The sequence below is a fragment of the Streptomyces lanatus genome (assembly GCF_014655715.1).
Lineage (GTDB): Bacteria > Actinomycetota > Actinomycetes > Streptomycetales > Streptomycetaceae > Streptomyces > Streptomyces lanatus.
In genome coordinates this window covers 165,009-177,795 of record NZ_BNBM01000001.1, presented here as the reverse complement: position 1 = coordinate 177,795, position 12,787 = coordinate 165,009, and the positions used below count along the sequence as shown (strand labels likewise).

Sequence of the window (12,787 nt, the reverse complement as noted above, 5' to 3'; positions counted from 1 at the left end):
TGCCAGGCTCACCGTTCCAGCGGCTTGTGGGCGGTCTCCGGAAGGCGCAGATACACCAGCGACGAACCGAGGCAGAGCACGGCGACGTACCAGGGGAAGAGGTCCGCGTGGCCGAGCTCCTTGAACAGTGTGCCGACGTACGGTGCCGTGCCGCCGAACATCGCCACCGTCAGCGAGTACGGGAACCCGATGCCCGCCGCCCGCACCCGGGGCGGGAACGCCTCGGCGTTCACGGCCGCGCTGATCGAGGTGAACCCGGTCAGCAGCACCATGCCCGCGCACTGCACCAGCAGCAGCACCGCGAAAGAGTCGTGCAGGGAGCGCAGGAGCGGCACGGTCAGGAGCGTGAAGCCCAGGCCGAAGAAGAGGAGCAGCGGGCGGCGGCCGAAGCGGTCCGAGAGGAGGCCGCCGATCGGCTGGAGCAGTCCGAAGAAGGCCAGCGAGATCGTGCCCGCGAGCAGCGCGTCCGACTTCTCGATGCCCGCGTTGAGTTCGGCGTACGTCGGCAGATACGACGTCCAGGTGTAGTACGCGATCGTGCCGCCCGCGGTGATGCCGCAGATCAGCAGGGACTGCCGGGGATGGCGGCGCAGCGCCTCCAACAGGCCGGGGCGCGGGGCCCGTTGCTGCTCGGCGCTCCTCGTCTCCTGCGCACCCTGCCGGATCCAGAAGCCGACCAGGCTGAGCACGGCACCGAGGACGAACGGCACCCGCCAGCCCCAGCCGTTCATCTGGCCGTCGCTCAAGGTGTCCACCAGCAGCGTCGCGATACCGGAGGCGACCAGCTGCCCGGCCGTCGTCGACACGTACTGGAAGCTGGAGAACAGCCCGCGCCGGCCCGGCCCCGCCGACTCCACCAGGAAGGTCGTCGAGGCCGCGAACTCACCGCCCACGGACAGGCCTTGGAGCAGCCGGGCCAGGACCAGGACCATCGGAGCGAGGACGCCCACCGACTCGTACGTCGGCGTCAGACCGACCAGCAGACTGCTGCCGCCCATGAGGAGGATGGTGACCGTCAGGGCGGCTCGCCTGCCTCGCCGGTCCGCGATCGCGCCCATGAGCAGCCCGCCCACCGGGCGCATGAAGAAGCCCACCGCGAAGACGGCGAAGGTCGAGAGCAGCGGAACCAGGGAGTTGTCCGCGCTCTTGGGGAAGACCTCGGCGGCGATGTAGGTGGCGAGGAAGGTGTAGGCGTACCAGTCGTACCACTCGACGGCGTTGCCGACGGAGGCGGCGAGGAGCTGGCGTACGGGCCGTGAGGTCGGCGGGGAATCCGTGCGCGTTGTCTCTGTCATGATCGCGACCATCCCCGTACCTCGGGCCCGGCACACCTCACGTACCCGCGACTTTCACACGAGCGCCACCGGACCCTTCCCTGACGTTTGGTGCTCCTGGAACACTCCTTCCGCGCGCATTCCGTCACATGCCGTGCGGTCAGATCGGTCAGATCACCCCCTATGGGAAGAGGTCCCTCACTCATGCCCGAAGTCAATCGCCGCAGATTCCTTCAACTCGCGGGCGCGACCACGGCGTTCACGGCTCTGTCGAGCAGCATCCAGCGGGCAGCCGCGATCCCGGCGAACCACCGCACCGGGTCCATCGAGGATGTCGAGCACATCGTCGTCCTGATGCAGGAGAACCGTTCCTTCGACCACTACTTCGGCGCGCTGCGCGGCGTCCGCGGCTTCGGTGACCCGCGCCCGGTGGCCCACGGCAACGGCAAGTCGATCTGGCACCAGTCGAACGGCACCAAGGACATCCTGCCGTTCCACCCGGACGCCGACGACCTCGGTATGCAGTTCCTGGAGGGCCTCCCGCACGGCTGGAACGACGGCCAGCAGGCGTACAACTCCGGCAAGTACGACAAGTGGATCCCCGCCAAGGGCACCACGACGATGGCGTACCTGACCCGTGAGGACATCCCCTTCCACTACGCCCTCGCCGACGCCTTCACGGTCTGCGACGCCTACCACTGCTCGTTCATCGGCTCCACCGACCCGAACCGCTACTACATGTGGACGGGCTACACGGGCAACGACGGCACCGGCGGCGGCCCGGTCCTCGGCAACGACGAGAAGGGCTACGGCTGGACGACGTACCCCGAGCGTCTGGAGCAGGCCGGTGTCTCCTGGAAGATCTACCAGGACATCGGCGACGGCCTTGACGCGGCAGGCTCCTGGGGCTGGATCCAGGACGCCTATCGTGGCAACTACGGCGACAACTCGCTGCTGTACTTCAACAAGTACCGCGACGCCAAGGCGGGCGAGCCCTGGTTCGACAAGGCCCGCACCGGCACCGACGCCAAGAGTGGCGAAGGCTACTTCGACCGGCTGAAGGCCGACGTCAAGGCCGGGAAACTGCCGCAGATCTCCTGGATCGCCGCGCCCGAGGCGTTCTCCGAGCACTCCAACTGGCCCTCGAACTACGGCGCCTGGTACATCGCCCAGGTCCTGGACGCCCTCACCTCCAACCCGGAGGTCTGGTCGAAGACGGCCCTGTTCATCACCTACGACGAGAACGACGGCTTCTTCGACCACGTCGTACCGCCGCTGCCGCCGAAGGACGCCTCCCAGGGCAAGTCCACCGTCGATGTCTCGCCCGACCTCTACAACGGCGACGCCGGCCGTCCGGCCGGTCCGTACGGCCTCGGCCCGCGGGTGCCGATGCTGGTCGTCTCGCCGTGGAGCAAGGGTGGTTACGTCTGCTCCGAGACGCTCGACCACACCTCCATCCTGCGCTTCATGGAGGCCCGCTTCGGCGTCAAGGAGACCAACATCTCCCCCTGGCGCCGGGCCATCTGCGGCGACCTGACCTCGGCCTTCGACTTCTCCCGCAAGGACAGCCGCCCGGCCGCCCTGCCGGGGACGGACGACTACGAGCCGCAGGACCGCGAGCGTCACCCCGACTACAAGCCGGCCCCGCCGGCCGATGTCGACATGCCGAAGCAGGAGCGCGGTCTGCGCCCCTCGCGCCCGCTGAAGTACGCCCCGCACGTCGACGGTTCGGTGGACGCGGCGGCCGGCAAGTTCACGCTGTCCTTCGCCTCCGGCGCCAAGGCCGGTGCCGCCTTCCACATCACGTCGGGCAACCGCACCGACGGCCCGTGGATGTACACCACCGAGGCCGGCAAGGGCATCGCGGACACCTGGAACTCGGCGTACTCGGGCGGCTCGTACGACCTGACCGTGCACGGCCCGGCAGGGTTCGTGCGCTGGTTCAAGGGCTCCAACAAGGTGGCCGGACCCGAGGTCACCGCCCGCCACAAGGGCGACGACATCGAGCTGACCTTCACCAACAAGGGCACGGCGAGCGTCCGGCTCAAGGTGGCCAACGGGTACGGCGGTCGCGCCACGACGGTGACGGTCGCACCCGGCGCCACCGTGCGGCGCTGCATCGACCTGCTGGCCGGCCGGCGCTGGTACGACCTGACCGTCACCGCCGACGGCGACCCGGCGTTCCTGCGGCGGTTCGCCGGGCGCGTCGAGAACGGGCGGCCCGGTGTGAGCGACCCGGCGATCATCACGGAGTAGCCCGGACCAGAGCTCCGCTCAGAGCGCCGTGAGGTGCCCCGGCCCAGGCTGCCGGGGCACCAACGCCGGTTCCTGGGCGGCGGACTCGGGCTCCAGGGCCAGTACGGCGGCGACGGGGTGGTCCGCGTCCATGGCGACCGTGTTCGTGGCCACGACGATGGACGGCTCGGACTCGGCCGGCTTCGGTGTCGCCCGGCTCAGCAGCACCACGCCCCAGGACGCCAGGCCGGCCCCGGCCAGCGCGAGCAGGACGCCCGCCGGGCCGCCCTGCAACCGCTCGCCCAGCAGCACGAGCCCGATCGCCGCGGCCGCCAGCGGGTTCGCCAGCGTCACCATCGCGAGGGGTGCGCCGAGCCCGCCCCGGTAGGCGGTCTGCGACAGCAGCAGCCCGCTCGCCGCGAGGGCCGCGACCAGCAGCGCCACGCCGATCACCTGCGGGCTGAGCAGCGGCGCCGAGTGATCCGTCGCGGCGACCGTCACCGTCTGGGTGAGCGCCGAGGCGACCCCGGAGGCGAAGCCGGACGCGGTCGCGTGCCGCAGCCCCGGGCGGGCGCCGGGCCGCGACAGCATGCCGATCAGGGCCACCGTCACCCCCGCGACCGCCAGCGCCTCGGACGTGCTCAGCACCTCCTCGGGCGCGGGCCCTGACGCCGTGACGAGGATCGCGCCCAGGCCGGCCAGCGTCAGCGCCGTACCGCGCCACTCGACCCCGCTGACCCGCCGCCCCGCGAGACGCGCGCCCAGCGGCACCGCGGCCACCAGGGTGAGCGCGCCCAGCGGCTGCACCACGGTCAGCGGACCGTACTTCAGGGCCACGACGTGCAGCAGCGCGCCGGAGGCGTTCAGCAGGACCGACCCCCACCAGGCGCCGGAGCCAAGGAGGCGCAGCAGGCCGGTGCCCGGGGCTCGGGAGGCCAGCCGCTCCTGGGCGACGGCCGCGGCGGCATAGGCGACGGCGGAGAACAGGGACAGGACGACGGCGAGCACGGTGGCGTTCATCGGGCCGCTCCCACGAGTACGGAGTCCTCGTCGACGGGTTCCTTGTGCCGGGCACCCGGGATGGGCCTCCCGGCGGCGGTGGTGGTGCGCTCGGGCAGGCGGATGAGCGCGAGGGCGGCCCCGAGCATGGCCGTCGCCACGATCGCGTCGAGCCAGTAGTGGTTGGCCGTGCCCACGATGACCAGCAGCGTCAGCAGCGGGTGCAGCAGCCAGAGCCAGCGCCAGCGCGACCTGCTCGCCACGATCAGGCCGATCGCCACCATCAGGGCCCAGCCGAAGTGCAGCGACGGCATCGCAGCGAACTGGTTGGAGAGGTGGTCGGTCTGGGGCGAGCCGTACACGGAGGGGCCGTACGCCTGCCCCGTGTCGATCAGTCCGGTCGCGGCCAGCATGCGCGGCGGGGCGAGCGGGAACGTCAGATGCACCACCAGGGCGGCGGCGGTGACCGCGGCGAGGACGCGCCGGGCCCAGACGTAGTGCGTGGGGCGCCGCAGATACAGCCAGATCAGGAAGGCCGCGGTGGCCGGGAAGTGGACGGTCGCGTAGTAGGTGTTCGCGATGTGCACGAGCGTGTCACCGTGCAGCAGCAGGTTCTGCACCGAACCCTCGCCGGGCAGATGGACCGCCCGCTCCAGGTCCCACACGCGGTCCGCGTTGCGGAAGGACTCCGCGGTGTGGCCCGTGGCCAGCTGGCGGCCGAACTTGTAGACGAGGAAGAGCCCTGCGACGAGCAGGAGCTCTCGAACGAGCGGAGGCCGCGCTATCGCGGTCTCCGCCTCTGAAGGCTCGGTTCGGGCATTCATCCCCCGGCCCTTTCGCTGACGTGGGTGGTGCTGGCGGCGCTTGTCGAGCTGGAGACTCCGCGGAGTCGGCGAACTCATCGATACGTCGGCGTACCGAAACGCCCCTGTACCGATACGCCACTGTACCGATACGCCAGCGTTCCGGTACAGTGGCGTTTCGATAGACGTACGACACACTGGAAGGCGAGCCCCCGGACAGGGCGGGCGTGGCACCCGAGCGAGGAGACGAGCAGATGACGTCGCAGGCCGCGGACGGACCGGAGACGGTCGCCGCCACGCGCCGCTCCAAGATCACGCCCGAGCGTGAGCAGGAGTTCTTCGACGCCGTGCTCGAACAGGTCCGCGCCTGCGGCTATGACTCCGTGACCATGGAGGGGGTGGCCGCCAGCACACGGTGCAGCAAGGCCACGCTCTACCGGCAGTGGAAGACGAAGCCGCAGTTCGTGGCGGCGGCCCTGCGCGCCAGCCGGCAGTCGCGTTTCGACGGCATCGACAGCGGGTCGCTCGCCGACGACCTCAGGGAAGCCGCGCGGGCGGCGGGGGCGTGGTCGGCCAAGGACACCCGGCTGTTCCAGGCCCTCGGGCACGCCGTCATGGAGGACCCGGAGCTGAAGAAGGCGCTGCGCGAGGCGCTGATCGACCCCGAGATCGACGCGCTGCGGCAGATCCTGCGGCGCGGTGTCGAACGGGGCGAGGTGGCCGCCGACAATCCGGCGCTGGAGTACATCCCCGCCCAGATCTTCGGTGTGCTGCGCGCCCGGCCCGTGCTGGAGGGCGAGGACGCCGATCCGGAGTACATCGTCCGGTTCGTGGAGGCGGCAGTGCTGCCTACGCTCGGACTCACAGAGACATAGGACTCAGGCCGCCGTCCATGGGATGACTGGACGGTGACCTGTTACGCGCCGCACCGTGGGGACGGGGGCGGCGCGCACCCCCCGGCCGGGTGGGGTTCCCCTTGAGCGGAGGGGCGCCCCACCCGGCCGCATCGTTCATGGCCGGGGTGCGTCAGATGTCCTGGCCGTTGCCGCCGTCGGTGGACATCTTGATGCCCTTGGCGATCTCGTCGAGGACCGACTGGCCCTCCGCGACATCGACGCCGAAGCGGATCAGGACCATCTGCTTCGCGCTCGCGGGGGAGGGGAAGGCGAGCGACTCGACGAAGCCGTCGCTGCCCTTGCTGGTGACCGCCTTCCAGCGCACCAGGTAGCCCTTCTGCCCGGCCACGGTCACCGCCTTGGAGGCCAGCACCTCGTGCGAGGTGATCTCGCCGTACCCCTTGCCGTACGACTCCTTGGCGTTCGCCTCGATGTCCGCCTTGGCGATCTCCTCGGCCGTGTCGCCCTTGGCGCCGTGCACCAGCGCGGGCGCCGAGTAGGCGCCGCCCTTCATGCACTCCTGGGAGGTGTCTGCGGGGCACTTGTAGGTGTCGTCCGACGCCACCTGCGCGCCCACGGTGAGCTGCTGGCCGTACCAGCCGTCCGGGATCGGGATGCTGATCCCGCTCACCGGGTCGGTCACCGAGCCGCTGTCCACCTTCGGGGCCTCGGAACCCTCGGGCGAGGGCGACTGCCCACCGGACCCGCCGTTCCCGCCACCGGATCCACCGTCGCCGCCACCCGGGCCGCCGAAGGGGCCGCCCTGTCCGCCCCCGGGACCGCCCTGGCCCTGCCGGGAGCCGGCGCTGTCGGAGCCGTCGTCGGCGGACAGCGCGTACACGCCCACGCCGATGCTCGCCAGCACGACCGCGGCCACGCCCACGGCTATGCCGGTGCGCAGACCGCGCCGGCGGCCCGACTGCACGACCTCGCCGGGATAGCCCGGGTGCACCGGATACGCGGGCTGCGCGAGCTGCGCGGGCTGTGCCGAGGCCGCCGCGTCGGCCGGCGGCTGCTCCGGAGGACCCGGTACATCGGCCGACCCCACGGGCCGGACCTGGTCCGTCCATGCCTTGCCGTCCCACCAGCGCTCGGTGGGCGGACCGTCACTTTTCTGGCCGGGGTCGGGGTACCAGCCGGGAGGAGTCACCTGCGTCATGTGCTCACCGTATGAGGTGTCGGTGAAAGCCGGATGAGAGGAACCGGCTCCGGGCGGCCCGACTTCCGGCATTTACCCCAACACAAGCCGCACCGGACCCTCGCCGCCACCCCCCGGCAGCCGCACCCCATCCCGTCCCGGTGTGATCGAACCGAGCATGCTCCTGTGCCGGGCCCCGGTGGCCGTCGGGACGGTACCGGGGAGCCCGTGGGCGGTCAGGAACCCCAGCACCGCGAAGGCGTACGCCTCCTTCGCGGCCGACGGCAGACCCAACTCGTCGGACGTGCGCAGGACCACCCCGGGCAGCTGCTGCTCCAGCATCCGCATCAGTACGGGGTTGCGGGTCCCGCCGCCCGAGGCGATCACCTCGGTCGCGCCCACCGCCCGCACCGCGTCGGCGACCGTCCGCGCCGTCAGCATGGTGAGCGTGGCGATGACGTCCTCGGCGGGGAGTGTCCCCACGCCGGACAGGGCGTCGCGCAGATGGCCGAGGTGGAACAGTTCCTTGCCGGTCGTCTTCGGTGCGGGGAGCGCGTAGTACGGCTCCTCCAGCAGTCGGCGCAGCAGCGGCTCGTGGACCGTGCCGCGAGCGGCCAGCGCGCCCTCGGCGTCGTACGTCAGGCGTCCGCCGCTGAATCCCCGCGCCGCCGCGTCGATCAGCGCACAGCCCGGCCCGGTGTCGAAGGCCGTGCCGTCGGGTGCGGTGAGGTTGGCGATGCCACCGACGTTGAGGGCGACCGGTCGGCCCGGCAGGCCGCGCAGCCACAGCAGGTCGACCAGGCTGACCAGCGGTGCGCCCTGGCCGCCGGCGGCGATGTCGCGCGGCCGGAAGTCGGCGACCACGGGGAGGCCCGTCGCCTCCGCGATCCAGGCGGGCTGCCCGAGCTGGAGCGTGCCGTGCACCCGGCCGTCCTCGGCCCAGTGGTACACGGTCTGCCCGTGCGAGGCGATCAACTCGGCCCGCCCGGCGCACAGTTCACGGTCCGCCCGGACGGCCGTCGCCGCGAACGCCCGCCCGATCAGGGTGTCGAGGCGGCACACGGCCTCCATCGACGTCGTCGCCGGGGGCAGCGCCGCCGCGAGCGCCTCCCGCAGCGGCTCGTCGTACGCCTCGCTCACCAGCCCCAGCGGCTCGACGACGAGGCTGTCGCCCACCAGGCGCAGATCGGCGGCGCCGGCGTCGATGGCGTCGTACGACGTGCCCGACATCAGGCCGATCACCCGCATCCGTTCAACTCGCCTTTCCTCTCGGGCGTGCCGCCAGCGCGAGCACGCTCACCGCGCAGGTCGCCGCCGCGTAGTACGCGGGGATGTCCACGCTCCCCGTCCGTTCGATCGTCTCCGTGATGATGAGCCCGGCACAGCCCGAGAAGACCGCATTGGACAGGGCGTAGGCGAGTCCGAGACCCGTATAGCGGACGTTCGTCGGGAACAGCTCCGCGAGCATCGCCGGACCCGGCCCCGCCATCAGCCCCACCACGGCACCCGCGCCCCACACTGCCGCACCCTTCACGGTGAGGGAAACGCCCGGATCCTGAAGAAGGTTGAGCAGCGGCACCGCGAGCACCACCACCAGCACCGCCCCCGTCAGCATCACCGGCCGCCGCCCCAACCGGTCGCTCACCCACCCCGCCGGCACGATCGTCATCGCGAACCCCAGATTGGCCAGCACCGTGGCGATCAGCGCCTGCTGGAAGGTCGCGTCGAGGGATGACTGGAGGTAAGAAGGCAGCACCACCAGGAACGTGTATCCCGCCGCCGCCCATCCCATGATCCGCCCGGCGCCCAGCGCGATCGCCCCCGCCACGGCACGCGCGGGCGGCCGCTCGGCCTCCGACTCCTGCCGGAACGCCGGCGTCTCGTCCAGCCGCAGCCGCAACCACAGCGCCCCCAGCCCCATCGGCAGCGTCAGCAGGAACGGCAACCGCCAGCCCCAGTCGCCCAGTTGCCGCTCGGTCAGCACGGTGGCCAGCAGCGCCGCCGCCCCCGCACCGCCGAGCAGCCCCAGCGCCACGGTGAACGACTGCCACGACCCGTACAGCCCACGCCGCCCCGGTGGCGCGAATTCGGTCATCACCGCCACCGCGCCCCCGAACTCGCCGCCCGCCGACAGCCCTTGGAGCACCCGCAGCAGCGTGAGCAGCCAGGGCGCGAGGGCGCCCACCGTGGCGTACGTGGGCAGTACGCCGATCAGCGTCGTCGCCCCCGTCATCAGGGTGATGACGAGGATCAGCACCGGACGCCGGCCGATCCGGTCGCCCAGTCGGCCGAAAAGGGCCGCCCCGACCGGCCGGAAGAAGAACGCCAGCGCGAACGAGGCGTATGTCTTGACCAGCGCCTCGACCTCGCTGCCGCCCTCCGGGGTGAAGAAGCGTGCCGCGATGATCGTGGCGAAGTAGCCGTAGACACCGAACTCGTACCACTCGATGAAGTTGCCCACCGACCCCGCGACCAGGGCTCTGCTGGGGCGTGCCGTGCCTCGATCCTGGGACGTCAGCGTCATGTCCGCGCCTTCCGACTGCCGTTCGAGCATGGGATTCTGACTGTGGGTCAGTTATGCGGGGGCAGGTCGCGGGCCCTGCGCGTCGCCCGCCCGCACTCCCCGTCACCCGTCACGGCAACAGCTGCCCCGACCGGCCTCCACTTAGGCAGACGGACGGCTACGCTCGATGTCTGTACGTCGACAGGGCGATCTGGGGAGGTAGCGGGATGACGCAGGTACGGCCCACACCGGCCGCCTCGGCTTCCCTCTGGGAACGCGACGAGGAACTCGCCGCGGTCGAGGGAGCCCTCGACGCCCTGTGTGCCGACGAGTCGTCCTCGGGCGGCCTGCTGGTGCTGCGGGGCGAGGCCGGACTCGGCAAGACCGCGCTGCTGGCCGAAACCCGCCGTATCGCCGAGGCCCGCGGCTGCACCGTGTGGTCCGCCCGCGGCAGCGAGACCCTCAGCTCCGTCCCGTTCAACGTCGTACGGCAGCTGCTGCAGCCCGCGCTGCTGTCGCTGATGCCGGAGGAGGCGCGCGAGTACCTCGGCGACTGGTACGACATCGCCGGCCCCGCCCTCGGCATAGCGGACCCCGGCGAGCGCCAGGCCGACCCGCAGGGCGTGTGCGACGGACTGGTCGCCGCCGTGCGCAGGCTGGCCCGGCGCGACTGGCCGCTGGTCCTGCTGGTCGACGACGCCCACTGGGCCGACCAGGAGACGCTGCGCTGGCTCGCCGCGTTCGCCGAACGCCTCGACGAACAGAGCGTCCTGGTCGTGGTCGCCCGCCGCCCCGGCGAGATCAGCGGCGACGGCGCCCGCCACCTCGACACCGTCGCCGCCGCGGGCTCCTCCGTCGCCACCCTGAGCGCCCTCACCCCCGACGCCACCGCCGGCCTCACCCGCGCCACCCTCGGCCCGCACGCCGACGCCCCGTTCTGCCGCGAGGTCTGGGCCGTCACCGGCGGCAACCCGTACGAGACCGTCGAACTCCTCGCCAAGGTGCAGGACAGCGAGTACGAACCGACCGAGTCCGCCGCGGCCGAGCTGCGCGCACTGAACCGCGCGGCCCGCGGCGGCGGCCTCGTCGCCCGTCTGGAGACCCTCGGCATCGAGGCCACCCGGTTCGCCTGGGCGGCGGCGATACTCGGCACCGGCATCTCCGTCGACCTGGTCGCCGAACTCGCCACCATGAATTTCGACGAGGCCGCGCGCTGCGCCGACAAGCTGCGCACCGCCCGCATCCTCACCGAGTCCGACCCGGCGGGCGGCCAACCCGACGACGGCGAGCTCCAGTTCGTGCATCCGCTGATCGCCAGCGCCGTCTACAACTCCATTCCCGACGCCCTGCGCACCGCGATGCACGGCATCGCCGCCCGCGTCGTCACCGACAACGGCCACGGCGCCGCGGTCGCCGCCCGCCACCTCCTGGAGGTCCACCCGGACGACGACGAGGAACTCGTCGAGCAACTGCGCGAGGCCGCCCGCGAGCACCTCGCCGTCGGAGCCCCCGACGCGGCCCGCCGCTGCCTGGAGCGCGCCCTGCTGGAGCCACCCCTGCCCGCGGTCCACGCGCGCGTCCTCCACGAACTCGGCTGCGCCACCCTGCTGACCGCACCCGCCACCACCATCGACCACCTCCAGACCGCCCTCGCCATGCCCGGCCTCGACGGCGACGAACGCGTCGACGCCGTCTACCGCCTCTCCCAGGCCCTCCTCCACAACGACCAGCTGGAGGAGGCCGTCCGCACCGTCGAGGCGGAGGCCGCCCGGCACCCCGCCGGACCGGCCAAGCTGCGGCTCCAGGCGGTGCAGTTCATGTGGGAGGGCATCCACGCCGGCGAGACGCCCGCCCCCGGACGCTCCGAGCGCCTCGCCGAACTCGCCCGGACCTGCACCGGCCGCGACAACCCCGAGCGCGCCCTGCTCATACTGCGCGGCTTCGACGCCATGGCCCGCGGTGAGAACGCCGAGGAGGTCGTCGAGCTGTGCGACCGCGCCCTCGTCAACGGCCGCCTCGCCCCCGGCCTCGGCTGGACCGACCCGGAGTGGGGCATCGAGCTGCCGATGATGCTGGCCAGCGCCTATGCCTACAGCGACCGCCTCGACCGGGCCGAGGCCCTCTACAACGAGGCGCTGCGCGCCTACGAATCCGTCGGCTGGAGCGGCGGCCACCTCTCCCTGGCCCACGCCTACGTCGGGCTCGGTCTGCGCAGGCGCGGACGGCTCCGCGAGGCCGAGGCGTCCCTGCGCAAGTCGCTGGCCCTCGCCGAGCGCGTCGGCCGACGGCTGCCCCTGCACTGGTCCGCCACCTGCAACCTCGTCGACACCCTGCTCGCCCGCGGCCATGTCCAGGAGGCCTGGGACATCGCCGAACAGTACGGCTTCGCCCCGCCCTACCCGTCCACCATCGTCCTGCCGGACCCCCGCTCGGTCCGCGGCCGGCTGCTCCTCGCCGTCGGCCGCGTCCAGGACGGCATCAACGAACTGGAGGCCGCCGAGAAGGCGGCGTCCGTGCGCGGCCACCACAACCCCGTGCTCGTCCCCTGGGCCGTCGACCTGACGCGCGTCCTCGCCGGCGAGGACCCGGCCCGCGCCGCCCGCCTCGTCACCGAAGTACGCCGCAGCGCCGAGCGCCTCGGCACCGACACCGCCATCGGAGAGGCCCTGCGGTGCGCCGCCGCGCTGGAGACCGGGCAGCGCGCGGTGCGGCTGGCCGAGCAGGCGGTCGCCTACCTGGAGGCCTCGCCCTGCCAGTACGAACACGCGGCCGCCCGGGTCGAGTACGGCATCGCCGCGAGGTCCTCCGTCGAACTCCGGCGTGGGTTGACGCTGGCGTTGTCGTGCGGGGCGGATGGGCTGGTGCTTCAGGCTGAGGCGGCGCTGGCGCTCCGCTGAGGGGGCGGGTGGGGTCCGTTTCTGTCTGCGGCGTCGTGGGGG

At 72.1% G+C, this 12,787-nt stretch carries 9 protein-coding genes; 3 read left to right on the top strand and 6 right to left on the bottom strand.

Translation table 11 applies throughout. The features are described 5' to 3' along the window. Window positions 1-8: 8 nt before the first annotated feature. Window positions 9-1,307 carry an MFS transporter gene (locus tag IE325_RS00795; protein WP_190067656.1) on the bottom strand — a complete coding sequence of 433 codons (1,299 nt, stop codon included), beginning with the start codon at window positions 1,305-1,307 and terminating at the stop codon, window positions 9-11. A 171-nt stretch (window positions 1,308-1,478) separates the two neighbouring features. Between IE325_RS00795 and IE325_RS00790 the strand changes: the two genes are divergently transcribed. Continuing rightward, a complete protein-coding gene (locus IE325_RS00790; protein ID WP_190067655.1) occupies window positions 1,479-3,530 on the top strand; it encodes a phosphocholine-specific phospholipase C in 2,052 nt (683 codons plus the stop codon). A gap of 18 nt (window positions 3,531-3,548) precedes the next feature. On the opposite strand, the gene IE325_RS00785 is transcribed toward IE325_RS00790, so the two are convergent. Beyond that, window positions 3,549-4,529 carry a DMT family transporter gene (locus IE325_RS00785; RefSeq protein ID WP_190067654.1) on the bottom strand — a complete coding sequence of 327 codons (981 nt, stop codon included), beginning with the start codon at window positions 4,527-4,529 and terminating at the stop codon, window positions 3,549-3,551. Then, window positions 4,526-5,332: a phosphatase PAP2 family protein gene (locus tag IE325_RS00780; protein WP_190067653.1), complete on the bottom strand. Its 807-nt coding sequence runs from the start codon at window positions 5,330-5,332 to the stop codon at window positions 4,526-4,528. The genes IE325_RS00785 and IE325_RS00780 overlap by 4 nt, the downstream gene beginning before the upstream one ends. A gap of 233 nt (window positions 5,333-5,565) precedes the next feature. Here IE325_RS00780 and IE325_RS00775 point away from each other — a divergent pair, with 233 nt between their 5' ends. Beyond that, window positions 5,566-6,186 (top strand): TetR/AcrR family transcriptional regulator, encoded by a 621-nt coding sequence (locus IE325_RS00775; protein ID WP_190067652.1) that lies wholly within the window; start codon window positions 5,566-5,568, stop codon window positions 6,184-6,186. A gap of 151 nt (window positions 6,187-6,337) precedes the next feature. On the opposite strand, the gene IE325_RS00770 is transcribed toward IE325_RS00775, so the two are convergent. From IE325_RS00770 to IE325_RS00760, 3 genes are all read right to left on the bottom strand, one after another. Beyond that, complete coding sequence (locus IE325_RS00770; RefSeq protein ID WP_190067651.1) at window positions 6,338-7,366, bottom strand: DUF2510 domain-containing protein; 1,029 nt, start codon at window positions 7,364-7,366, stop codon at window positions 6,338-6,340. A 72-nt stretch (window positions 7,367-7,438) separates the two neighbouring features. Next, entirely contained in the window at window positions 7,439-8,593 is a 1,155-nt protein-coding gene (locus IE325_RS00765) for an anhydro-N-acetylmuramic acid kinase (protein ID WP_190067650.1), read from the bottom strand. A gap of 4 nt (window positions 8,594-8,597) precedes the next feature. Beyond that, on the bottom strand, window positions 8,598-9,869 hold the full coding sequence (locus tag IE325_RS00760) for an MFS transporter (RefSeq protein ID WP_190067649.1): 1,272 nt from the start codon (window positions 9,867-9,869) through the stop codon (window positions 8,598-8,600). A gap of 206 nt (window positions 9,870-10,075) precedes the next feature. Between IE325_RS00760 and IE325_RS00755 the strand changes: the two genes are divergently transcribed. Further along, a complete protein-coding gene (locus IE325_RS00755) occupies window positions 10,076-12,745 on the top strand; it encodes an ATP-binding protein (protein ID WP_190067648.1) in 2,670 nt (889 codons plus the stop codon). Window positions 12,746-12,787: the final 42 nt, after the last annotated feature.